Here is a 22,637-nt window from a genome sequence, read left to right as displayed (position 1 = left end):
ATGAACACCATCGACGAATGGGGCTTCGTCACAGGTGAGGAGGAGCCGAAACCGGGAACCGACCCGCAACCGGCACCTAGGCCTCAGCCGGCAACCGGGACGGGACCGGGAACGGGGACGGGGACGGACACCGGCGGATCCTGTCCCACCCGCCGCGCACGCGCAGACACCGACCGCGCCACGACGACGCCCATCGAGCGCCCGACGGCAAGGCCCACCACACCCCGAAAGCCCCGCGCACACCGACCGGCACCCACCGCGCACGAACCCTACGAACCACAGCGAGCGGCCCGCGCCGCCCTCACCCGCATCCTCGAACCCGGCGACGAAACCGCCGGCCGCTGGCTGCGCGAGATGGGCCCGGTGGCCCTCTGGCACGCTCTCTCCCAGAACGACGTGCCCCCGCCCCTCGGCGCCGGCCTGGCCAAGATCGCGGGCCTCCGGCTGCGCGCCGCGCGAGCCCGCCCCGCAGCCGACCTCGCCGCCGTCGCCAGGCTCGGCGGACGCTTCATCTGCCCCGGCGACGACGAATGGCCCGGCCAACTGGACGACCTCGGAGACGCCCGCCCCATCGGCCTCTGGGTACGGGGCACCGCCAACCTGCGGATCTGGGCACTGCGCTCGGTCGCCGTGGTCGGGGCACGCGCCTGTACCGAATACGGTGCCCACCTCGCCGCCACCCTCGGCGCCGGACTCGCCGACCGCGGCTGGACCATCGTCTCCGGGGCCGCGTACGGGATCGACGGCGCCGCCCACCGCGGCGCGCTCGCCGCGGACGGGCCGACCGTCGCCGTGCTCGCCTCCGGAGTGGACCACCCCTATCCGCGCGGACACACCGAGTTGATCGACCGGATCGTCGAACAGGGCCTACTCGTGGCCGAGTTGCCGCCCGGTGACCACCCCACCCGGAGCCGCTTCATCCAGCGCAACCGCGTCATCGCCGCCCTCACCCGCGGCACGGTCGTCGTGGAGGCCGAACTCCGCAGCGGCTCACTGGTCACCGCACGGCGCGCCCTGGCCCTCGGACGCTTCACGATGGGCATGCCGGGACCGGTCACCAGCGGACTGTCCGCCGGGGTGCACCAACTCCTGCGCGGGGAGGCGACGGTGGTCACCGACGCCGACGAGGTCATCGAACTCGTCGGCAGCATCGGAGACCTCGCCCCCGAGCGCCGCGGCCCGACCCTCGCGCACGATCTGCTGGACCCGGTCGCCCGCCGCGTGCTCGAAGCGCTGCCCGCCCGCGGCGGCGCCGATACCGAACACGTCGCGCGGGAGTCGGGCACGCCCCGCGACCTCACCCGGGGCAAGCTCTTCGAGCTGCAGTCCCTCGGATTCGTTCAAAGGTGCGGTGAGCGCTGGGAGTTGGCCCGCCGCGTCAACTCGACCGAAGGTTCCCGGCGAGGCGGTACTTGACCTGGCGCGAACGGGTGAAAGGGTGAGGGGAATGACCGCAGAATCCAGATTTGCCGTGGTTCGGCGCGTGCGGCCGACCCGTTGGAACGCGACGGCACGGCACAGCGTACGCACGGGTTCCCGCACGCCAGGCCGGCGCGTCCGCCCGCACCGCCCGCCCGGCGGGCGCCCCCGGCGGACGCGCCCCCGGGACTCCTTCCGGGTGCCGCCGTGCCCCTCGAAGTAACCCTGGGGTGCGGGCAGCGGAACGTATCTGCGCACACCCAACCCGCCTTCCTCGCACACCGCGACGCCGCGGTCACGCTACGCTCACGACAGTTCAAGCCTCATACATCCACCCACCCCCGTCTCGGCAGAACGGCTCAAGGCGACGAATGCCCCAGCACACCTCCGGGTCTGACCGCGCGGCAGTACCACCCGCCGCGCGCGGCAGCGTGCGCCCCGCCCCGCCCTCCTCGGTCGACGAGCTGTGGCGCGCCTACAAGGCATCAGGCGACGGGCGCCTGCGGGAACAGCTGATCCTGCACTACTCACCGCTGGTCAAATACGTCGCCGGCCGGGTCAGCGTCGGCCTGCCCCCCAACGTCGAGCAGGCCGACTTCGTCTCCTCCGGAGTCTTCGGACTGATCGACGCCATCGAGAAGTTCGAGCCCGAACGCTCCATCAAGTTCGAGACCTACGCCATCACCCGCATCCGCGGCGCGATGATCGACGAACTGCGCGCCCTGGACTGGATTCCCCGATCGGTGAGACAGAAGGCCCGTGCCGTGGAGCGCGCCTACGCGACCCTCGAAGCACAGCTGCGCCGCACGCCGACCGAGGCCGAGGTCGCCGGCGAGATGGGCATCCCACTGGAGGAACTCCACGGCGTCTTCAGTCAACTGTCCCTGGCGAACGTCGTGGCACTCGAAGAGCTGCTCCACGTCAGCGGCGAGGGTGGTGAGCGACTCAGCCTGATGGACACCCTGGAGGACACCGCCGCCGAGAACCCCGTCGAGATCGCCGAGGACCGCGAACTGAGACGGCTGCTGGCACGCGCCATCAACACCCTGCCCGACCGTGAGAAGACCGTGGTCACCCTCTACTACTACGAGGGCCTCACCCTCGCCGAGATCGGCAACGTCCTCGGCGTCACCGAGAGCAGGGTCAGCCAGATCCACACCAAGTCCGTCCTTCAGCTCCGCGCCAAGCTGGCGGACGTCGGACGCTGAGGGCCGGACGCCCGGGACGCGAGCGTCGAGCCGAACCGGCGACGGCTGGGAGGGGGTACGTGCGGGTGCTGTGTGGGGTGGCTTCCGGGCGACCGGACTAGGGGGACGACCGGACCACTGGACTACTGCTGGGGCACGGCAGGTCTCGGGCCCACCGGAGGACCAGCGGGGGAGGGGGAGGGGAACGGGGCGCTGCTTGCCGCCCTTTGTGTCCTTGATCGCCCTGCGGGTGACAGGCCGATGAGGAGCCGACGGCCGCACTGGCGCGGATCTGTGTCGCGATGCGGAGTGCCACGGCGAGGATGCCATCCGTAGAGTGGTGACGTGCCCAGGATTCGAGCGGCCTCGGTGGCCGAGCACCGGACGATGCAGCGCGGCGCCCTCTTGGACGCCGCCCGCACCTTGTTGTCCGAAGGCGGAACGGAGGCGCTGACCTTCCCCGCCCTCGCCGAGCGCACGGGACTCGCGCGCTCCTCCGTATACGAGTACTTCCGCTCCCGAGCGGCCGTTGTCGAAGAACTGTGTGCCGTCGACTTCCCCGTATGGGCCGCGGAAGTCGAGGCGGCGATGGAGAGCGCCGAGTCACCCGAGGCGAAGGTCGAGGCGTATGTGCGCCGGCAACTGGCACTGGTCGGTGACCGACGCCACCGCGCCGTCGTCGCCATCTCCGCCGGAGAACTGGACGCCGGGGCGCGGGAGAAGATCCGCGCGGCGCACGGCGGACTGATCGCCATGATCGTCGAGGCGCTGGCCGCCCTCGGCCATGCCCAACCCCGCCTCGCCGCGATGCTGCTTCAGGGTGTCGTCGACGCCGCGGTCCGCCGTATCGAACTCGGAGCCGCCGAAAACCCGGAAGAGATCACCGAGGCAGCGGTGGCCATGGTCCTCAACGGGGTGCGCGGCTGAAGAGAGGGCCCGGCTGGGGCCTGGTGTGGGCTTGAGGGGCGGCCTTGGGTGGGCTGGGCCGGGTGCGTTTCGGTCCTGGCGCGGCTTGGGTGCGGGGTGTTTCGCCGGGGGCAGGGCGGCCCCTCTGTCCCGGGGCCCCGCCCCTCCCCCCCCCGCCCCACCCACCCCGCTCCTCCACCACCACCCCTGTCAGCCGGCAGTCAGCAACCAGTAGCTCGAAACGGTCTGCTACCGCGCACCGCATGGCGGGGCCCGTAGGGCACGGCAAACCGGGCCCTACGTTCGCACCGTTCGCATGGGCATCGCCCCGCTCTCCTTTACGCGCTGCTCTTCACCGCCGCCCTCACGCCGCATCGCCTCCGCCGCCTTTTCCCGATCGCAGCCCAACGGCTAGGGCCGCGAAGCCGGGCTCGCCGGCTCCCCTTCGCTGGACGACGGAGCCGCCCCAAGGCCCACAGCGCAGCGCCCGCGAGAGTGACCGCTCCGAGCAGAGCCGCGCCCGTGGTTCCTGCCGACATGTCCGTCGTTTCGTGGGCCGTTGGCGCAGGGTGCTCACGATGCGGACGGTACGGTCCGACTGCCGGGACGCCTCCCGGTAAGGGAATGCCGAAGACAGGGAGCAGCCGTGAGGGTCCGTTGCGGAACGCGGTCGGCGGCATGAGCGAAAGAGGGTTCAGGTAGGCCGTACCGCGGCGCAGGCCCCAGTGGAGGCACGGAGCCCGGCAGTGGTAGGGGCCGTCCGCCAGTATGCCGACCGGCTGGCCTGCGGTGACGCGCTGGCCTTTGTGGACGGTGGCGCGGATCGGCTCGTACGTGGTGTGCAAGGGAGGGTGGCCCGAGCCGGACACCTCGATGGTGAGGACACCGCGGCCGGCGACCGTGCCGACGAATGCGATCTGTCCGGGCGTGGCGGCCCTGACGGCTGTGCCGTCGGATGCGGCCAGGTCTACGCCTCTGTGCCCCGCCGCCCATGGGGTCGGCGGAGGTTCCCAGCCGCGTAACACCACGGGGCGTGTGCCGGCAGGGCCGTCGACGGGCCAGGAACGCTCCGGCGTCGGAGCCGTTGGTCCGGAGCCCGGTGCCGCTTCGGTGTACGGCGCCGCGGCCTCGGCCACGCCCGTTGTCACTTCGATCGTGCCCGCCCCCACCGCGGGCACGACCACGACATGCAGGGCGCACATGGCGAGGGCAGGAAGCCAGCGCCGTCCGGTGGTGGCGCTGACGTCCCGAGCCGCGGACGTCACCTGTCCCGCCGTCGCCTGGTTGAACACCGACATCGATGCTGGTCCTGGCCCTAGACCTAGTCCTAGTCCTGGTCCTCTTCCCGTTCCTGTTCCGGATTCCGTTTCCGACCCTGGCGCCACCTCAGGCCCCGGCTCCGGCTCCCGTCCGGCGGCCGTCGGCCCCGGAGGCGGGACTTCCGCAGGCGGGTCCGGTGATGGTGCCGACGCCCGGCCTGTGGGCGGTGGGCCCTGGTGGTCCCGTGGGTGCGGGTGTGGGTGTGGGTGTGGGTACGGCTGACGGGGGCGTGGCACGTGGGGCTGACGGGGGCGTTGGTCGGGGGGTGGCTTCTGGCGGGTGTGCTGGTCGCGTTTATGGGCGGAGCGTCGTGGGCGGGGCACGGTCTGTCGTCGAGAGGGTGGGCGTGTGGTGAGGGGGCGCCGTCGTGCGGGGCCGGTGAGTCGTCGCATGTGTTGACCATGGCGGATGCGGGACCGGCGCGCGGATCTTGGTCAAAAGCTGTGGACGACGGGCCGATTGTGGATAACGGCGTCACCCCTGCAGGGCGCGAAATGGTGCGTGTCGCCCGGTGCATCGCCCGTCCCGTACACTTCTGATGGCGATCCGGGTCACCGGGTCGACTTCGCACGCCCCGCCACCAGTGCAGCAGTCCCATTCGGGCAGCACGTCGGCCGCGCTCTCGGTCCTCGGAAGGTTCCACCCGGTTCCTCCCTGGCAGGCGCGTCGGGGCGTCAGGCACTGCGGCCGACCGGTCGTGGTGGAACCGAGAAAACAAGGAGTACGGCCATGGCCGTCGTCACGATGCGGGAGCTGCTGGAGAGCGGCGTCCACTTCGGGCACCAGACCCGCCGCTGGAACCCGAAGATGAAGCGCTTCATCTTCACCGAGCGCAACGGCATCTACATCATCGACCTGCTCCAGTCGCTGTCGTACATCGACCGCGCCTACGAGTTCGTCAAGGAGACCGTCGCCCACGGCGGCTCGGTGATGTTCGTCGGTACGAAGAAGCAGGCCCAGGAGGCCATTGCCGAGCAGGCGACCCGCGTGGGCATGCCCTACGTGAACCAGCGCTGGCTCGGCGGCATGCTGACCAACTTCTCGACCGTCTACAAGCGTCTGCAGCGCCTCAAGGAGCTCGAGCAGATCGACTTCGAGGACGTGGCCGCCTCCGGCCTCACCAAGAAGGAGCTCCTGGTCCTCTCCCGCGAGAAGGCCAAGCTGGAGAAGACCCTCGGTGGTATCCGCGAGATGCAGAAGGTGCCCAGCGCCGTCTGGATCGTGGACACCAAGAAGGAGCACATCGCCGTCGGCGAGGCGCGCAAGCTCAACATCCCGGTTGTCGCGATCCTCGACACCAACTGCGACCCGGACGAGGTCGACTACAAGATCCCGGGTAACGACGACGCGATCCGCTCCGTCACCCTGCTCACCCGCGTGATCGCCGACGCCGTCGCCGAGGGCCTGATCGCCCGCTCCGGCGCCGCCACCGGCGACCAGAAGCCGGGCGAGAAGGCCGGCGAGCCGCTCGCCGAGTGGGAGCGCGACCTGCTCGAGGGCGACAAGAAGTCCGACGACGAGGCCCCCAAGGCCGAGGCTCCGGCCGCCGAGGCCGAGAAGCCGGCCGAGCAGGGCTGACCTCAAGACCGGTTGATGACGGCGGGGGAGGGCGCCACAAGCGCCTCCCCCGCCGTCCACCCGTAGATCTTTCGACTTCCGCGATTCCGAGAAGAGATTCACAGACCATGGCGAACTACACCGCCGCTGACGTCAAGAAGCTCCGCGAGCAGACCGGCGCCGGCATGATGGACTGCAAGAAGGCCCTGGAAGAGGCCGACGGCAACGTCGACAAGGCCATTGAGGTCCTGCGCGTCAAGGGCCAGAAGGGCGTCGCCAAGCGCGAGGGCCGCTCCGCCGAGAACGGCGCAGTGGTCTCCCTGATCGCCGACGACAACACCTCCGGCCTCATCCTTGAGCTGAAGTGCGAGACGGACTTCGTCGCCAAGGGTGAGAAGTTCCAGGCCGTCGCCAACGACCTGGCCGCGCACGTCGCCAAGACCAACCCGGCCGACATCGAGGCTCTGCTCGCCTCCGAGATCGAGGCCGGCAAGACCGTCCAGGCGTTCGTCGACGAGGCCAACGCCAACCTCGGCGAGAAGATCGTCCTGGACCGCTTCGCGCAGTTCGCCGACGGTTACGTGATGGCGTACATGCACCGCACCATGCCCGACCTGCCGCCGCAGATCGGTGTCCTCGTCGAGCTCGACAAGGACAACGCCGAGGTCGCCAAGGGCATTGCGCAGCACATCGCCGCCTTCGCCCCGAAGTACCTCTCCAAGGAGGACGTCCCGGCCGAGGTCGTCGAGGCCGAGCGTCGCGTCGCCGAGGAGACCACCCGCGCCGAGGGCAAGCCCGAGGCCGCCCTGCCGAAGATCGTCGAGGGTCGCCTCAACGGCTTCTTCAAGGACGCGACGCTGCTCGGTCAGCCGTACGCGCTCGACAACAAGAAGTCCGTCGAGAAGGTCCTCCAGGAGGCCGGTGTCACCCTGAAGCGCTTCTCGCGCATCAAGGTCGGCATCTGAGCCTGCCGCGAAGGCAGCGAATGACCTACGGCCCCGCTAGGGTCGTACGCAGTCGACCGCTCATCGGTCGGCCGCAGATGTGACGAGGAGGCCATTGCCGGACAGGGATCTGACCAGACCCACGGCAATGGCCTTCTTCGTATGTGCACGAGGAGAGCTCAATGAATCACGGTGCCGACGGCGCGGACACACACAAAGCCGGGAACGGCGGCAGGCGCCGCTTCCTTCTGAAGCTGTCGGGCGAGGCATTCGCCGGTGGCGGCGCACTGGGTGTCGACCCCGATGTCGTGCACGCCATCGCTCGCGAGATCGCCGCGGTGGTTCGTGACGGCTATGAGATCGCCATCGTGATCGGCGGCGGCAACTTCTTCCGCGGCGCCGAACTGCAGCAGCGCGGTATGGACCGGGCCCGCTCCGACTACATGGGCATGCTCGGTACGGTCATGAACTGCCTGGCCCTCCAGGACTTCCTGGAGAAGGAGGGCATCGACTCCCGCGTCCAGACGGCGATCACCATGGGCCAGGTCGCGGAGCCGTACATCCCGCTGCGCGCGGTGCGCCACCTGGAGAAGGGCCGGGTCGTCATCTTCGGCGCCGGCATGGGCATGCCGTACTTCTCCACCGACACCACCGCCGCACAGCGCGCCCTGGAGATCGACGCCGAGGCGATGCTGATGGGCAAGAACGGTGTGGACGGGGTCTACGACTCCGACCCCAAGCAGAACCCGGACGCGGTCAAGTTCGACGCCCTCGAATACGGCGAGGTCATCACCCGCGACCTGAAGGTCGCCGACGCCACGGCCATCACACTGTGCCGGGACAACAAGCTCCCGATCCTCGTGTTCGAGCTGCTCGCCGAGGGGAACATCGCGCGTGCGGTGAAGGGTGAGAAGATCGGCACGCTCGTCAGCGATCAGAACACCCGGGCCTGACGGCCTCAACTGCCGTGATTCCGTGCGGGCGTCGGCCCGTACGGGCGGCAACCCCCGGTCGTGGGAAGACCTCGGTACGGGGATGGACAACCGCCTGCCGGTCGGACACCGTGCAGGAGAAGACGCGCGGCAGGGGCGAGGCTCTGCTTCTTACCGAAAAGACCAGGAGCAAGTGGTGATCGAAGAGATCCTCCTCGAAGCCGAGGAGAAGATGGAGAAGGCCGTCGTGGTCGCCAAGGAGGACTTCGCCGCGATCCGCACCGGGCGTGCGCACCCGGCGATGTTCAACAAGATCGTGGCGGACTACTACGGTGCCATGACGCCCATCAACCAGCTGGCGTCGTTCTCGGTGCCGGAGCCGCGGATGGCCGTGGTGACCCCGTTCGACAAGAGCGCGCTGCGCAACATCGAGCAGGCGATCCGTGACTCGGACCTCGGCGTCAACCCGAGCAACGACGGCAGCATCATCCGGGTGACCTTCCCCGAGCTGACCGAGGAGCGCCGCAAGGAGTTCATCAAGGTCGCCAAGAACAAGGCCGAGGACTCGAAGGTCTCGATCCGCAGCGTGCGGCGCAAGGCCAAGGAAGCCCTCGACAAGCTCGTCAAGGACAAGGAAAGCGGCGAGGACGACGTGCGCCGCGCCGAGAAGGAGCTCGACGACACCACCGCGAAGTACGTCGCGCAGGTGGACGAGCTCCTCAAGCACAAGGAATCCGAGCTCCTAGAGGTCTGATGAACGAGTCATCCTGGGGGACCCCGTCCGGCGCCGGCCATTGGGGACCGCCCGACCACGGATCGGCCGCCTCGCTGCGCGGGGCGGCGCCTCCCGTCCCGGCGGGTCCCGTGCACGACGGGGGCGGCGCGGCGCAGACTCGGCCCATGCCCATCGTGCCCGAGCCGGGCGGACACCAGGATGACCATCGGGACATCCGGGATGACCGGGACAATCCGGAGCATCGGGGGGCTGCTCGCCTGAGCGGCCCCCTGTTCCGCGACGACAGGCCGCAGGAGCCCATGCCCACCTCGCTCCCCGGGTCCGACAGCGACCCAGTGAAACCGCAGAAGAAGAGCGCGGGGCGCAATCTGCGCGCCGCCATAGGGGTCGGCGTCGGACTCGGCGCCGTCATCCTTGCGTCGCTCTTCGTCTACAAGCCGGTGTTCATCGGCGTCATAGCGATCGCTGTCGTCGTGGGCCTGTGGGAACTGACCTCGCGGCTGGCGGAGCGCAAGGACATCCGGGTGCCGCTGGTCCCGCTCGCGATCGGCGGCACCGCCATGGTGATCGCCGGGTATGTGCGCGGCGCCGAGGGCGCGTGGGTGGCCATGGCGCTCACCGCGCTCGCCGTCCTCGTCTGGCGGATGACCGAGGCGCCCCAGAACTACCTCCGGGACGTCACGGCCGCGGTCTTCTCGGCGTTCTACGTCCCGTTCCTGGCGACGTTCGTTGCCTTGATGCTGGCCGCCGCGGACGACGGGCCGCAGCGGGTGCTGACGTTCCTGCTGCTGACGGTCGTCAGCGACACCGGCGCCTACGCGATCGGCTGGCGCTTCGGGAGGAAGAAGCTCGCGCCGCGGATCAGCCCCGGCAAGACCCGTGAGGGGCTCGTCGGCGCGGTCCTCTTCGCGATGGTGGCCGGCGCGCTGTGCATGCAGTTCCTGATCAAGAACGGTGCCTGGTGGCAGGGGCTGCTGCTCGGCGTTGCCGTCGCGGTCAGCGCCACTCTCGGCGACCTCGGCGAATCCATGATCAAGCGGGATCTGGGCATCAAGGACATGGGCACCCTGCTGCCCGGCCACGGCGGCATCATGGACCGGCTGGACTCCCTGCTGCCGACCGCCCCGGTGGTCTGGCTGCTGTTCGTGATCTTCGTGGGATCGGGCTGAGCGCCGCCGGTTACCCTTGAAGGGCGCGCCGCTTGTTCGCGGCGCGCCCTTTCCGTCCCCGCGACCGCGGGGATGATCCGTGAGGTCTCCTGGTTCCGGCCCCGTCCGGACCCTGGTTCCGCGTCGGCGGAAGCCGCCCGGCCTCGTCGCACAGAGGAGTTTCCGCCCATGGCACGCCCGGCCCCGGGAGAACTGACGTTCGTCGCCCCCCGCGGCGCCAAGAAGCCCCCTCGACACCTCGCCGACCTCAGTCCGGCCGAGCGCCGGGAGGCGGTGGCCGCGATCGGTGAGAAGCCGTTCCGCGCCAAGCAGCTGTCGCAGCACTACTTCGCCCGCTACGCGCACGACCCGGCGGAGTGGACCGACATCCCCGCAGCGGCCCGCGAGAAGCTGGCGGCGGAGCTGCTGCCGGACCTGATGTCGGTGGTGCGGCACATCTCGTGCGACGACGACACCACCCGCAAAACCCTGTGGCGGCTGCACGACGGCACCCTCGTCGAGTCCGTCCTGATGCGCTACCCGGACCGGGTCACCATGTGCATCTCCTCGCAGGCCGGCTGCGGCATGAACTGCCCGTTCTGCGCCACCGGACAGGCCGGTCTGGACCGGAACCTCTCCACCGCCGAGATCGTGCACCAGATCGTCGACGGAATGCGGGCGCTGCGCGACGGCGAGGTCCCCGGCGGTCCGGCGCGGCTGTCCAACATCGTCTTCATGGGCATGGGGGAGCCGCTCGCCAACTACAAGCGGGTGGTCGGCGCCATCCGGCGGCTGACCGACCCCGAGCCGGACGGCCTGGGCCTCTCCCAGCGCGGCATCACCGTCTCCACCGTCGGGCTGGTCCCGGCGATGCTGCGGTTCGCCGACGAGGGCTTCAAGTGCCGCCTCGCGGTGTCGCTGCACGCGCCCGACGACGAGCTGCGGGACACACTCGTACCGGTCAACACCCGCTGGAAGGTCCGCGAGGTGCTGGACGCGGCGTGGGAGTACGCCGAGAAGTCCGGCCGCCGGGTCTCGATCGAGTACGCCCTGATCCGCGACATCAACGACCATGCGTGGCGCGGTGACCTGCTGGGGCGGCTGCTCAAGGGCAAGCGGGTCCATGTCAACCTCATTCCGCTCAATCCGACGCCGGGCTCGAAGTGGACCGCCTCGCGGCCCGAGGACGAGCTGGCGTTCGTACGGGCCATCGAGGCACACGGCGTGCCGGTGACCGTCCGGGACACCCGGGGCCAGGAGATCGACGGCGCCTGCGGACAGCTCGCGGCCTCGGAGCGCTGAGCCACCCGCTGGTACGGTGTCGTCGAACAAACGCACATTCCGACAGGGGAGCGCCACAGCGCTGAGAGTGCGGAGACGTCGTAGCCCTACGGCGCCCGCAGACCCTTGAACCTCGCCCGGGTCATTCCGGGTAGGAAGTTCGGTCGTCACTCATGCTGTTGCGCCCCGCCCACCGTCCGTTGCCGTACGTCACCGACGCAGAACGCAGCGGGCACCGGGCGGGGCCGCGTCTCTTCCTGGCCAGCCAGGAGGAAATCAGTGAGCACCACCAGCAGGATCACCGCGGCAGCGCTCGCCGCCGCGGCCGGCATGACCGCACTCGCCGGGTGCGGCAGCTCGGGAACCAGCGGCAGCGCGGACGCCAAGACCGTCACGCTCGTCAGCCATGACTCGTTCAACGCCTCCAAGTCCGTTCTGGCCGCCTTCGAGAAGGAGAGCGGCTACAAGGTCAAGATGATCAAGGGCGGCGACGCCGGCGAGGCCGTCAACAAGGCGATCCTGTCCAAGGACAATCCGCAGGGCGACGTCTTCTTCGGGATCGACAACGCGCTGCTCTCCCGCGGTCTGAACGCCGGTCTCTTCACCCCCTACAAGGCCCAGGGCCTCGACAGCGTCCCCGCCGACCTCCAGCTCGACAAGGACGCCCACCGGGTCACGCCCCTCGACTACGGCGACATCTGCGTCAACTACGACCGCGCCTATTTCACCGAGCACAAGCTCACGCCGCCGCAGAGCTTCGACGACCTGCTCAAGCCGCAGTACAAGGGGCTGCTCGTCACGGAGAACTCCGCCACCTCCTCTCCGGGGCTCGCCTTCCAACTCGGCACCATCGCGAGCCACGGCGAGGCGGGCTGGTCGGACTACTGGAAGAAGCTCAAGGCCAACGGCGTCGAGGTCGTCAACAGCTGGGAGCAGGCGTACAACGAACGCTTCTCGGGCTCCGCGGCCGGCAAGGGCAAGGGCGACAAGCCACTGGTGGTCTCCTATGCCTCCAGCCCGCCCGCCGAGGTGATGGGCAAGACGCCCGCGCCCAAGGAGGCCCCGACTGGCGTCGCGACCGGCACCTGCTTCCGGCAGATCGAATTCGGCGGTCTGCTCAAGGGCGCCAAGAACGAGAAGGGCGGCAAGGCGCTGCTCGACTTCCTCCTGTCGAAGAAGTTCCAGGAGGACATGCCACTGCAGATGTTCGTCAACCCGGCACGCAAGGACGCCAAGGTGCCGGAGCTGTTCACCCGCTACGGCGCGACGATCGACAAGCCGGCGACGCTCGCACCGGAGACGATCAACAAGAACCGTGACCAGTGGATCAAGCAGTGGTCCTCGCTCGTTCTGAAGTAGCCCCCACCCGCCGAAGGGGGCCCGCGCGCGGAACGGCGGCGCGGCTCGGCCTGATGGCCCTGCCGCTCGTCTTCTTCGCCCTGTTCTTCGCCTACCCCGTCGTCGAGATCGTCGGACGGGGGGTGAAGGACGGCGGGCAGTGGCAGCTCGGCAGGTTCGGGGCCGTCCTCAGCGACCCGGACATCCTCCACGTGCTGTGGTTCACCCTGTGGCAGGCCGCCGCCTCGACCGTGTTGACGCTGGTGGTCGCTCTGCCCGGCGCCTACGTCTTCGCGCGCTTCGACTTCCCCGGCAAACAGTTGCTGCGGGCCGCGGTGGCAGTGCCGTTCGTGCTGCCGACCGTCGTCGTCGGCGCCGCCTTCCTGGCGCTGGTCGGCCGGGGCGGCTTGCTCGACGAGCTGTGGGGCGTGCGGCTGGACACCTCGGTGTGGGCGATCCTGTTGGCGCACGTCTTCTTCAACTACGCCGTCGTCGTGCGCACCGTCGGCGGGCTCTGGGCCCAGCTCGACCCGCGGCAGGAAGAGGCGGCCCGGGTCCTGGGAGCCGGACGGTTCGCCGCCTGGCGGAAGGTGACGCTGCCCGCGCTGGGACCGGCCGTGGCCGCCGCGGCGCTGATGGTGTTCCTCTTCACCTTCACCTCCTTCGGTGTCGTGCAGATCCTGGGCGGTCCCACCTTCTCCACCCTGGAGGTGGAGATCTACCGGCAGACCGCCGACTTCCTGGACCTGCCCACCGCGGCCGTACTGACCGTGATCCAGTTCGCCGCCGTACTGGGGCTGTTGGCGCTGCACGCCTGGACGGTACGGCGCCGCGAATCCACCCTGCGGCTCGTCGACGCCTCCCTGACCACCCGTCGGCCGCACGGCCCCGGCCAGTGGGCGCTGCTGTGGGGCACGCTCGCGGTCATCGCCGTGCTGCTCGTCCTGCCGCTGGCCGTGCTCGTCGAGCGGTCTTTCGCCGGGCCCGACGGCTACGGCCTGGCCTTCTACGAGACGCTGCGGTCCGCGGCGTCCGCCGACAGCACCTTCGCCGTCGCCCCCCTCGACGCCCTCTGGAACTCCCTCGCCTACGGTGCCGCGGCCACCGCGATCGCGCTGCTGGTCGGTGGTCTGGCGGCGGCCGCGCTGACCCGCTCCCGGCCGGAGCCCGGGACGTCCGGACGGACACCGGCGATCACCAGACTCCTGCGCGGTTTCGACGGGCTGCTGATGCTGCCTCTCGGCGTGTCGGCCGTGACCGTCGGCTTCGGCTTTCTGATCAGCCTCGACAAGCCGCCGCTGGACCTGCGGTCCTCGTGGTGGCTGGTGCCGCTCGCCCAGGCCCTGGTGGGCGTGCCGTTCGTGGTCCGCACGATGCTGCCCGTGCTGCGCTCCGTCGACAGTCGACTGCGGGAGGCAGCGGCCGTCCTCGGCGCCTCGCCCTGGCAGGTCTGGCGCGAGGTGGACCTGCCGATGGTGCGGCGGGCGCTGCTCATCGCGGCGGGCTTCGCGTTCGCCGTGTCGCTCGGCGAGTTCGGTGCGACCGTCTTCATCGCACGGCCGGACCAGCCCACCCTGCCGGTGGCCGTGACACGGCTGCTGAGCCGCGCGGGGGAGTTCAACTACGGCCAGGCAATGGCCCTTTCGACCATCTTGATGGTGGTGTGCGCGGCCGCCCTGCTGGCCCTGGAACGCCTTCCCATCGACCACTCCGGGGAGTTCTAGATGACGGCACAGGCCCAGACCGCGGCACCGCACATGCTGCGACTGGACGGCGTCACCGTCCGCTTCGGCGCGCCCGGCACGGCACCCGCCCTCGACGCGGTCGATCTCGACGTCGCCGCGCACGAGATCGTCTGTGTCCTGGGCCCCAGCGGCAGCGGCAAGTCCACCCTGCTCCGGGTGGTGGCCGGGCTGCAGCACGCCGACGAGGGCACGGTCCTGCTGGAAGGGCGCGATCAGGCGGCGATCCCCACCCATCGGCGCGGCGTCGGTTTGATGTTCCAGGACCACCAGCTCTTCCCGCAGCGCGATGTCGCGGGCAATGTCGCCTTCGGGCTGCGGATGCGGCGAACCTCCCGCGCCGACCAGGAGCGCACCGTCACCGAACTGCTGGACCTCGTCGGGCTGCCGGGTGCCCAGCGCAGGGCCGTGGCATCGCTGTCCGGCGGCGAGCAGCAGCGGGTCGCGCTGGCCCGCGCACTCGCCCCGAGCCCACGCCTGCTGATGCTGGACGAGCCGCTCGGACAACTGGACCGAGGGCTGCGCGAGCGCCTCGTCGTCGAACTGCGCCGACTCTTCGGCGAGTTGGGGACGACGGTGCTTGCCGTCACCCATGACCAGGGGGAGGCGTTCGCGCTCGCCGACCGGGTCGTGGTGATGCGGGACGGTCGGATCGCGCAGAGCGGCACCCCACTGGAGGTCTGGCAGCGGCCCGCCACCGCGTTCGTCGCCCGCTTCCTCGGCTTCGACAATGTGGTCGAGGCGACCGTGCAGGGCGAGGCCGCCGCCACCCCGTGGGGCAAGGTGCCGGTGCCGGCCGGCACTCCGGACGGCCCCTGCCGGCTGCTCGTACGCCCGGCCGGCGTCCGGCTGACCTCGACTGCGGACGGCCTGCCCTGCACGGTCGAGGCCCGGACGTTCCGCGGCACGCATGTCGCGCTGTTGCTCCAACCATCGGGCGGGCCGCAGATGGAGGCGGCGTGCCCACTCCACGAGGCACCGGAGACGGGAGACCGGGTGGGGATCTCGTTCGCCGCCGAGGACGTGGTGGTGCTGGACGCCGCCGCGGACTAGCCGCGCCGCGTTGCGCCGCTGTGCCATGGATCGCTCCTGAAGGATCGGGCGCCATCGGGGCCTGTCGTCGCCTTCCCGCCTGCCCTGCACGACGACGGGAAGGCGACGACACGCCCTAAGGGCGTGGGGGAAGGGCGGGGCGTCGGCCTTGCGGGACGACCAGCCCCAGCTCGTAGGCGAGGATCACCGCCTGGGCGCGGTCACGGAGGCCCATCTTTGTGAAGAGCCGGTTGATGTGGGTCTTGACGGTGTGATCGGTGATCGTCAGTCGGGTCGCGATCTCCGCGTTGGACAGTCCCTGGGCGATCTGGACGAGCACCTCCACCTCACGGCCGGTCAGCTCCTCCACCGTGCGCACGGGAACCGGTGCCGACCGCTGTTTGACGAACTCCGCGACCAACCGCTTGGTCAGCTCGGGTGCCAGCAGCGCATTGCCCTCCGCCACGACCCTTACGGCATGCAGCAGTTCGGGAAACGTGGTGTCCTTCAGCAGGAATCCACTCGCCCCGGCTGCCAGCGCGTCGTACACATACTCGTCGAGCCCGAACGTCGTCAGCATCAGCGCCTTGGTGGCACCACCGGACGCCCGGGTGATCTCGCGGGCGGCCTCGATACCGTTCTTGTGCGGCATCCGGATGTCGAGCAGCGCGAGGTCCGGACGCTGCTCGGCGGCGATCCGGACCGCCTGGACACCGTCCTCGGCCTCGCCCACCACCTCGATGTCGTCCTGGGTGCCCAGGAGATTGACGAACCCGGTGCGGACGATGGCCTGGTCGTCGGCCACGATTGCTCTGATCACCACGGGAGTTCCGCCTCCACGAGAAAGCCGCCGTCCGGGCCCGGGCTGGCGGTGAGCTTCCCGCCGAGCAGCGCCGCCCGCTCCTGCATACCGGCCAGGCCGTGACCGGAGTGGACCACGCCCGGCTGGCCCGGCCCGTCGTCCGCGATCCGCACCGCCAGCCGGTCCGGCCGGTAGTCGATCTCCACCACCGCGTGGGCTCCCGGGGCATGCCGGCGCACATTGGTCAGCCCCTCCTGCACGATGCGATACGCGGAAAGCTCACAGGACGTGGGCAATTCGACCCGGTCTCCGCTGATCCGCAGCTCCACCTCGCCGCCCACCGACCGGTGCTGCGCTATCAGATCACCCAGCGCTTCCAGCGTCGGCTGCGGTGCCGTACCGGTGCGGTCCTGAGGGTCCGTCCGCAGCACGCCCAGCAGCCGGCGTAGTTCGGTCATCGACGCGCGGGCGGACGCGGCGATCTGCTGGAAACCCTCGCGGGCCTGCGGCGACAGGTCCGGCGTGGTGTAGGTGGCGCTCTCCGCCTGCACCGCGATCACCGAGACCGAGTGCGAGACGACGTCGTGCAACTCGCGGGCGATCGCCGCCCGTTCGGCCTCGGCGGCCTGCCGCCGCTCCATCGCGAGGACCCGAGCCTGCGCCGCCGCCCGCTCCCGCTGTGTCTCCTCGCGCGCGCGTACCGCGTCACCCATCGAGACAGCCGCCAGGATCGCGACGGTCAGCACGAACCACTCGGCGAGCAGATCGAGAGAGTAGGACCTCGGGTGCCAGGAGACGATGTGCCAGACGTTCACCGCGAGGGAGAGTGCCGAGCCGCCGCCGACGAGCAGCGCCGGATGCGCCACGCGGTGGCGGCCGAGGGCGTAGCACGCCATGAGGCCGCTGACGGCCGCCGCGATATAGAGGTCCGTCCCGGCAGCGAAACTGACCAGGACCGCTGCGGCCGAGAGCGCCGCGGTGGCCGGATGGGAACGCCGCCACGCCAGCGCCGCCGCGGACAGCAGCACGCCGAGCGCGATCACCAGTGAGTGCCGCGGCACGACCAGCAGCTCCACGGCCGCGAACGCCGTGAGCGCCCCGCCGGAGATCCAGGGATAGAACGGCGACGCGACCCATGTGCGCAGCCGCTGCCGGAGAGAAGTGCTCATGCCGCTATTTTTTCGGCTCGCGGTGGCAGCCGCATCGCAGCACGGGTTGATCCACGATCGGCATGTCATGCCACGGGTTGACGCCGAAGTTAGGTTGCTCGTTTGACGCCGCGTGATCCGACCGTCCATAGCCTCGTGATCAAGGCGAGGACGGGAGCGTCATGAAGAATCAACTTGCGTTTCAGAAAAGGGAATTGGCGTCGTGTCGTGCGTCGCTGCGGGCTGCGCGCGCACCGTGGCGTTCGGACGGTGGGACCCGCGGACACAGGAACCACGAGGTATGGGTGTGGAGCGCGTGCGCGGTCGCCGCGCTCGGCCTCGGATTGCTCACCAGCCTTCCTCCGCACCGCACGTGGGGTCTCATCGCGGCGGCCGGCTACGGCTGCGCCGCGGTGGTCACGGCGCTCCGCGCGAGACGGTGGGGCACACCGCGCGCCCCCACGATCAGCACTCGACTGCCCCTGGTGCTTGCCGTGGTGGGGGCGGTGGGCCTGCCGCTTCTCCTTCTCGTACTGGCCGGCAGCGCACAGCTCGAAGTGGCGGTCGTCCAGCGCTCGGGCGACCTGCTGCTGCACTCCGGCAGTCCCTACATACCCGCGCCCGCCACCGTCGCGGGCCACAATCCGTATCTGCCGGGCATGGCGGTCTTCGGCCTGCCGCACGCGCTGTTCGGTGACGGGCCGTTGACGGACGCCCGATGGTGGATGGCCGGAACGTTCTTCTTGTCGACGGCCGGCGCGGTGGCCACGCTCGTCCGCAGCGCTCGGACCGCCCCCGATCGCGGGACGGGGCCTCGCGGCGCATTCCGCCGAGACAGCGTGTCTGCCGCGCTGTGGCTGGCGGCCTGCCCTCTGGTGGCCTTGCCGCTGGTCGTCGGCGGCATCGACCTCCCGGTCATCGGCCTGATGTGTTGGGGACTGGCCACGGCCGGCCGCGGAAAGCCGGTGCGCGCGGGGCTCTTGCTGGGCATCGCGGCAGCGTTGAAGTGGACGGCCTGGCCCGCCGTGCCGGTCGCACTTGCCCTCGTGGCCGCCCGCCATGGCCGACGTCAGGCCCTCGCCTGTGGCGCCACCGCCATGCTCGCGGTGGCGACAGCGGTGCTCCCTTTCTTGCTGATCGACCCCCGTGGCTTCGCCGAGAACGTCCTGGCGTTCCCGCTGGGGTTGGGGACGACGGCATCACCTGCCGAAAGCCCACTGCCCGGGCGACTCCTGGCCGCCTATGTTCCCGGCGGGACGCTCATCGCGATGGTGCTGCTCGCGGTGGCGGCCCTCGGTATCGCCGCGTCGCTGTTGATCCGGCCGCCGCGGACGGTGCCGGCGGCGGCCGATCGCCTGGCGATGGGGCTCGCGCTCGCCATGGCACTGATGCCGGCCACCCGCTTCGGGTACCTCGTCTATCCCCTGGTGCTCTGGGCATGGCCGCGCCTGGCGCATGCCGCGGCCGGATCACGCACGCCAGCCGGTCACTGCTCGCCGTCCCGGCCCCTGGTGGACTCCGCGACGCGGACCGCCCCACCCCGGCACTCCCGACCCGGCGCAGTTCCCCGTCCGCACCAGCGTCGGACCGACGACCGCGAACGTCGCTGCGGCGAAAGACCTTTGAACTGCCCTGTGCAGACGGCGGACGGAGTGGGCCGGAAGCGAGCCGACCCCGAACCTGGAGAGGAGACGGCTCCATGAGCCGCACGCTGATCGTCACCAACGACTTCCCGCCGCGCCAAGGCGGTATCGAAACCTTCGTCCATGCCATGGCCACCCGCTTCCCGCACGATGCGGTGGTCGTCTACACGTCGTCCGAACCCGGGGCGCCGGCCCATGACGCCGCACTGCCCTTCCCGGTGATCCGCGATCCGGCCCCGATGCTGCTCCCTACGCCCCGCATCACGTCCCGTGCCGCTGCTCTCGCCCGCCGATACGCATGTGACAGCGTGTGGTTCGGGGCCGCGGCGCCGCTCGGACTGATGGCCGCGCGACTGCGGCGGGAAACGGGAGCGGCCAGGATCGTGGCCACCACACACGGACACGAGGTCTGGTGGGCACGCACCCCTGGGGCTCGTTCGCTGCTCCGTAGGATCGGTGCGGCGACGGATGCGGTGACATACCTCGGTGCGAGCACCCGGGGACCGATAGCGTCCGCAATCGGGCCCGCCGCCGCGGGCCGCATGGCGCGACTCGTCCCCGGAGTCGATTCCGAAGCCTTCCGCCCCGGGCTCGACGGGCGTGCCGTACGCGAGCGCTACGGCCTCGCCGGCCGGCGGCGCGGACTTGAGGTCGAGGGGTTGGGAATCGTCTTCCTGGAGGCGGCGGCTGCCGGGCTCCCCGTACTGGTCGGCGATTCGGGAGGCGCACCCGATACCGTCCGCGACGGGGAGACGGGACACGTCATCGACGGTCGAAGCCCGGATGTCGTGGCCGAGCGGCTGATAGCCCTGTTGACCACCCCGGAAGCCGCGCGGGCGATGGGAGAGAAGGGGCGGGCCTGGGTGGCGGAAGAGTGGGGCTGGGACCGTTCCTACGAGCGACTGGCCCGTTTGCTGGCCAGAGACCCATGAACGATCGCGGGGGCCGGGGAACCCGCCGTCCCACTCCGGTGCCGGCGACGTCCGAGATGACCATGCGCCCCACCGCGTACGACGGGCCGTGGCGAGGAGGCTCACCCTCGGCGCCGGCAGCGGCTCACACTGCCGCCTGACGCGCCCTCTCCGCAGAAGAACTGTCGGCGCCGGCGGGCTTGCCGCCGTCCGGGCCCGTCCAGCCGGACTCCTGCCCCGACACGCTTTCGCGGTCCGCCCCCGACGCCGGATCGGCGCCCGTATCCGGACCGGATCCCGCCTTCCGTACCTGCTGATCCGCCCCCTGTTCCGGGGCCGTCTCCGGCTCGCCGAACCAGGCGACCGCGACGGCCCCGGCCACAGCGACCACGAAGCCGAGGATCGCCATCCAGGCGAAGCCCGGACGAGAGGAGTCCCCCAGCCACAGCACGCCGAGGATTCCGGGCACGACGGTCTCGCCCACCACCAGAGCCGCCGTGGCCCCGTTCACCGAACCGATCTGCAGGGCGACCGTGTGGAGATACATGCCGCCGATGCCCGCGACCAGGATCGCGTACAGCGCCGGATCGCCGAGAAGGGAGGGCAGATGGAACGGATCCACACCGTTCAGCACGCGTACGCCGACGCCGAGCGCGCCGAAGCCCAGGCCGGACAGCAGACCCGCGAGGATCGCCGCCCGTCCGCCGAGCAGCCGCACGATCAGGGTGCCTCCACCGATGATCACGACCGAGGCCACCAGCAGCCACCAGTGGGTGCCGATCGGAGTGTGGCCGCTGCCCTCCGGCCCGGCGGCGGTGGCCAGCAGCACCAGCGCCGAGCAGACCACGCCGATGGAGACCCATTCGTTACGGGTGAGCCGGATGTTGAGGAGCTTGATGCTGAGTACCGCCGTGATCACGAGGTTGGCGCTGATCACGGTCTGCGAAAGGAACAGCGGCAGCAGCCGCGCCGCGAGCGCACCCAGTCCGAAGCCTATGAAGTCCAGCACGGTGCCGACCATGAATTCCCAGGTCACGGCTGCCTTGGCGGTGGACGACAGGCTGGGGCCACCGTGCTGGGTGACGGCGCCACCGGTGGCCTTCGCGGCCTCCCGGCGCGCGGACTTCCGCGAGCCCACCGCCTGCAGGACCGAACCGGTGCCATAGCAGACGGACGCTGCTATGGCCGTCAGAAGGCCGATGATCACCGAGGGCTCCGTTCGCGTGCCGCATTACCTGTTCATTACCTGGCTTGGCAGACGCGCATTTCGGGATGTGAGTTGCCTCAGTGGGTGAAAAGTTCTCCAGTCGACGAAGGTCGGGGTACAGAACGCGCGACCATGGCGGGCTCCAGACGAGGCTCCCCGTCGGCCCCCGGGGCTCCTGCGCGGCCGCCGGGAACGGCAACCGGGGAGCGACAGTCAGCGAGGGCCGTCAGGGTCGGTCGCGGCAGCGGTGAGGTGGGTCAGCGCCTCCGGAACATCGTCGACGGAATCGACCAAGGCGATCCGGGTCGTCATCGGGTGTCCGGTCGCCAGCGTCCGGAGCAGGGGCCAGGCCGGCAGCGTCTCCGTCCAGTACTCGCGGTCCACCAGCACCATGGGGGTCGGCCCGCTGTCCGACCGGTAGTAGTTGAGGGTCGCGGCGTCGAAGACCTCCTGCACGGTCCCCGCCGCACCGGGCAGGAACACCACGCCGGCGTTGGACCGGGCCAGCAGCCCCTCCTCGCGCAGCGCGTTCGCGAAGTACTTCGCGATGTGGGTGGCAAAGGCATTCGGAGGCTCGTGCCCGTAGCACCAGGTGGGCATGGAGATGGACGTTCCGCCGCCCGGCCAGTTCCGGAGCACTTCGTACGCGACGCTCGCCCATGCCGTGACCGAGGGTCTGAAGCGCCGGGTCGTGGAGAGGAGGTCCAGCGCTTCGTCGAGCATGGCGTCCTCGAACGGCGCGGCGTACGCCCCGAGGTTCGCCGCCTCCATCGCACCAGGGCCGCCGCCGGTCGCGATGGTCATGCCGGTGCGGCCGAGCCGCCGCCCCAGCGTGGCTGCGCCCGCATAGGCTGCGGAACCGCGCTCCAGGGCGTGCCCACCCAGGACCCCCACCACGCGTGCCCCGGCGAGATATTCGTCGAGGGCGTCGGAAACGGTGTCGTCGTGGATGCTGCGCAGCATGCCGGCGACCACATCGCCGGTCGCCTTCGCCTCCTGGTACCAGCGGTAGGTGCGAGCGTCCGGGGTGGCGTCGTAGCCGGCGTCGAGCAGCCCCGCGAAGAGTTCGTCCGGGGTGTAGAGCGTGCCGCGATAGGGGTCGAACGGCAGGCCCGGAGCCGGCGGGAAGACCAGGGCGCCACCGGCGCGTACCTTCACGGCGGCGTCCGGTTCCATCGCGCAGCCGAGGAAGACGGAATCTGCGGTGTCCGTGGTGAGCAGGGCGAACGTACGGTCCGTCAGGTCGAGGGAGCGGATGCGATATCCGGCGAGCCTGCCGGCCGCGGCGACCCGGTCGAACTCCGTGAGCGCGTCGATCTCGCGGCCGCGCTCGTGGGAACCGAGGGGCACCGGGGGCTCTGCGCTCGACTGCACATCCGCCATG

At 70.4% G+C, this 22,637-nt stretch carries 19 protein-coding genes; 14 read left to right on the top strand and 5 right to left on the bottom strand.

The features are described from left to right. From dprA to SNOUR_RS12850, 3 genes are all read left to right on the top strand, one after another. Positions 1 to 1,416, top strand: a complete 1,416-nt coding sequence (gene dprA, locus SNOUR_RS12860) for a DNA-processing protein DprA (RefSeq protein WP_079142581.1) — start codon at positions 1 to 3, stop codon at positions 1,414 to 1,416. 374 nt (positions 1,417 to 1,790) lie between these two features. After that, positions 1,791 to 2,627 carry an RNA polymerase sigma factor WhiG gene (gene whiG / locus SNOUR_RS12855; RefSeq protein WP_067346609.1) on the top strand — a complete coding sequence of 279 codons (837 nt, stop codon included), beginning with the start codon at positions 1,791 to 1,793 and terminating at the stop codon, positions 2,625 to 2,627. 366 nt (positions 2,628 to 2,993) lie between these two features. Then, on the top strand, positions 2,994 to 3,533 hold the full coding sequence (locus tag SNOUR_RS12850; protein ID WP_067358230.1) for a TetR/AcrR family transcriptional regulator: 540 nt from the start codon (positions 2,994 to 2,996) through the stop codon (positions 3,531 to 3,533). A 317-nt stretch (positions 3,534 to 3,850) separates the two neighbouring features. On the opposite strand, the gene SNOUR_RS42895 is transcribed toward SNOUR_RS12850, so the two are convergent. Continuing rightward, positions 3,851 to 4,714 (bottom strand): murein hydrolase activator EnvC family protein, encoded by an 864-nt coding sequence (locus tag SNOUR_RS42895; RefSeq protein WP_099055819.1) that lies wholly within the window; start codon positions 4,712 to 4,714, stop codon positions 3,851 to 3,853. Positions 4,715 to 5,561: 847 nt separating this feature from the next. Between SNOUR_RS42895 and rpsB the strand changes: the two genes are divergently transcribed. The 9 genes from rpsB (at position 5,562) to SNOUR_RS12805 (ending at position 15,563) form a co-directional block, all read left to right on the top strand. After that, positions 5,562 to 6,410 (top strand): 30S ribosomal protein S2, encoded by an 849-nt coding sequence (gene rpsB, locus SNOUR_RS12845; protein ID WP_039632376.1) that lies wholly within the window; start codon positions 5,562 to 5,564, stop codon positions 6,408 to 6,410. Positions 6,411 to 6,517: 107 nt separating this feature from the next. Next, positions 6,518 to 7,354 carry a translation elongation factor Ts gene (gene tsf, locus SNOUR_RS12840; protein ID WP_067346607.1) on the top strand — a complete coding sequence of 279 codons (837 nt, stop codon included), beginning with the start codon at positions 6,518 to 6,520 and terminating at the stop codon, positions 7,352 to 7,354. Between the two features lie 161 nt (positions 7,355 to 7,515). Then, a complete protein-coding gene (gene pyrH, locus SNOUR_RS12835) occupies positions 7,516 to 8,286 on the top strand; it encodes a UMP kinase (RefSeq protein WP_067346605.1) in 771 nt (256 codons plus the stop codon). Between the two features lie 175 nt (positions 8,287 to 8,461). Then, entirely contained in the window at positions 8,462 to 9,019 is a 558-nt protein-coding gene (frr, locus tag SNOUR_RS12830; protein WP_067358227.1) for a ribosome recycling factor, read from the top strand. Then, positions 9,019 to 10,170 carry a phosphatidate cytidylyltransferase gene (locus SNOUR_RS12825; RefSeq protein ID WP_079142575.1) on the top strand — a complete coding sequence of 384 codons (1,152 nt, stop codon included), beginning with the start codon at positions 9,019 to 9,021 and terminating at the stop codon, positions 10,168 to 10,170. Before frr ends, SNOUR_RS12825 begins: the two co-directional genes overlap by 1 nt. A gap of 168 nt (positions 10,171 to 10,338) precedes the next feature. Beyond that, the gene (gene rlmN, locus SNOUR_RS12820) at positions 10,339 to 11,451 is read left to right on the top strand and encodes a dual-specificity RNA methyltransferase RlmN (protein WP_067346601.1); all 1,113 of its coding nucleotides are present in this window, start codon (positions 10,339 to 10,341) and stop codon (positions 11,449 to 11,451) included. A gap of 258 nt (positions 11,452 to 11,709) precedes the next feature. Continuing rightward, positions 11,710 to 12,789: a thiamine ABC transporter substrate-binding protein gene (locus SNOUR_RS12815; RefSeq protein ID WP_067346599.1), complete on the top strand. Its 1,080-nt coding sequence runs from the start codon at positions 11,710 to 11,712 to the stop codon at positions 12,787 to 12,789. A gap of 53 nt (positions 12,790 to 12,842) precedes the next feature. Then, the gene (locus tag SNOUR_RS12810; RefSeq protein WP_067346598.1) at positions 12,843 to 14,492 is read left to right on the top strand and encodes an ABC transporter permease; all 1,650 of its coding nucleotides are present in this window, start codon (positions 12,843 to 12,845) and stop codon (positions 14,490 to 14,492) included. Beyond that, complete coding sequence (locus SNOUR_RS12805) at positions 14,493 to 15,563, top strand: ABC transporter ATP-binding protein (protein WP_067346596.1); 1,071 nt, start codon at positions 14,493 to 14,495, stop codon at positions 15,561 to 15,563. It abuts the gene before it with no gap. Positions 15,564 to 15,678: 115 nt separating this feature from the next. Here SNOUR_RS12805 and SNOUR_RS12800 read toward each other — a convergent pair whose 3' ends face one another. After that, entirely contained in the window at positions 15,679 to 16,365 is a 687-nt protein-coding gene (locus SNOUR_RS12800) for a response regulator (protein WP_067346594.1), read from the bottom strand. After that, positions 16,359 to 17,513, bottom strand: a complete 1,155-nt coding sequence (locus tag SNOUR_RS12795) for a sensor histidine kinase (RefSeq protein ID WP_067346593.1) — start codon at positions 17,511 to 17,513, stop codon at positions 16,359 to 16,361. Before SNOUR_RS12795 ends, SNOUR_RS12800 begins: the two co-directional genes overlap by 7 nt. Before the next feature lie 284 nt (positions 17,514 to 17,797). Here SNOUR_RS12795 and SNOUR_RS12790 point away from each other — a divergent pair, with 284 nt between their 5' ends. Both SNOUR_RS12790 and SNOUR_RS12785 read left to right on the top strand, forming a co-directional pair. Beyond that, a complete protein-coding gene (locus SNOUR_RS12790; protein ID WP_067346591.1) occupies positions 17,798 to 19,195 on the top strand; it encodes a glycosyltransferase family 87 protein in 1,398 nt (465 codons plus the stop codon). Beyond that, positions 19,192 to 20,067, top strand: coding sequence for a glycosyltransferase family 4 protein (locus SNOUR_RS12785; protein ID WP_067346590.1), 876 nt, complete (start codon positions 19,192 to 19,194; stop codon positions 20,065 to 20,067). The genes SNOUR_RS12790 and SNOUR_RS12785 overlap by 4 nt, the downstream gene beginning before the upstream one ends. Positions 20,068 to 20,191: 124 nt before the next feature. Here SNOUR_RS12785 and SNOUR_RS12780 read toward each other — a convergent pair whose 3' ends face one another. Together SNOUR_RS12780 and SNOUR_RS12775 are read right to left on the bottom strand one after the other, a co-directional pair. Further along, on the bottom strand, positions 20,192 to 21,253 hold the full coding sequence (locus tag SNOUR_RS12780) for a DMT family protein (protein WP_312632559.1): 1,062 nt from the start codon (positions 21,251 to 21,253) through the stop codon (positions 20,192 to 20,194). 213 nt (positions 21,254 to 21,466) lie between these two features. After that, positions 21,467 to 22,636 (bottom strand): LOG family protein, encoded by a 1,170-nt coding sequence (locus SNOUR_RS12775; RefSeq protein ID WP_067346588.1) that lies wholly within the window; start codon positions 22,634 to 22,636, stop codon positions 21,467 to 21,469. Position 22,637: the final 1 nt, after the last annotated feature.

Source organism: Streptomyces noursei ATCC 11455, from assembly GCF_001704275.1.
In the GTDB taxonomy this organism is placed as follows: Bacteria; Actinomycetota; Actinomycetes; order Streptomycetales; family Streptomycetaceae; genus Streptomyces; species Streptomyces noursei.
The sequence above is the reverse complement of the archived record's forward strand: the minus strand, read 5'-3'. Positions and strand labels throughout refer to the sequence as shown.

What these genes read in the sequence shown, in the direction of transcription:
- dprA (WP_079142581.1), top strand. Translation starts at nt 1, where the DNA reads ATGAACACCATCGACGAATGGGGCTTCGTCACAGGTGAGGAGGAGCCG.
- SNOUR_RS12775 (WP_067346588.1), bottom strand. Translation starts at nt 22,636, where the DNA reads ATGGCGGATGTGCAGTCGAGCGCAGAGCCCCCGGTGCCCCTCGGTTCC.
- rpsB (WP_039632376.1), top strand. Translation starts at nt 5,562, where the DNA reads ATGGCCGTCGTCACGATGCGGGAGCTGCTGGAGAGCGGCGTCCACTTC.
- SNOUR_RS42895 (WP_099055819.1), bottom strand. Translation starts at nt 4,714, where the DNA reads ATGTGCGCCCTGCATGTCGTGGTCGTGCCCGCGGTGGGGGCGGGCACG.
- SNOUR_RS12805 (WP_067346596.1), top strand. Translation starts at nt 14,493, where the DNA reads ATGACGGCACAGGCCCAGACCGCGGCACCGCACATGCTGCGACTGGAC.
- pyrH (WP_067346605.1), top strand. Translation starts at nt 7,516, where the DNA reads ATGAATCACGGTGCCGACGGCGCGGACACACACAAAGCCGGGAACGGC.
- SNOUR_RS12795 (WP_067346593.1), bottom strand. Translation starts at nt 17,513, where the DNA reads ATGAGCACTTCTCTCCGGCAGCGGCTGCGCACATGGGTCGCGTCGCCG.
- SNOUR_RS12810 (WP_067346598.1), top strand. Translation starts at nt 12,843, where the DNA reads ATGGCCCTGCCGCTCGTCTTCTTCGCCCTGTTCTTCGCCTACCCCGTC.
- SNOUR_RS12785 (WP_067346590.1), top strand. Translation starts at nt 19,192, where the DNA reads ATGAGCCGCACGCTGATCGTCACCAACGACTTCCCGCCGCGCCAAGGC.
- SNOUR_RS12850 (WP_067358230.1), top strand. Translation starts at nt 2,994, where the DNA reads ATGCAGCGCGGCGCCCTCTTGGACGCCGCCCGCACCTTGTTGTCCGAA.
- SNOUR_RS12825 (WP_079142575.1), top strand. Translation starts at nt 9,019, where the DNA reads ATGAACGAGTCATCCTGGGGGACCCCGTCCGGCGCCGGCCATTGGGGA.
- rlmN (WP_067346601.1), top strand. Translation starts at nt 10,339, where the DNA reads ATGGCACGCCCGGCCCCGGGAGAACTGACGTTCGTCGCCCCCCGCGGC.
- whiG (WP_067346609.1), top strand. Translation starts at nt 1,791, where the DNA reads ATGCCCCAGCACACCTCCGGGTCTGACCGCGCGGCAGTACCACCCGCC.
- tsf (WP_067346607.1), top strand. Translation starts at nt 6,518, where the DNA reads ATGGCGAACTACACCGCCGCTGACGTCAAGAAGCTCCGCGAGCAGACC.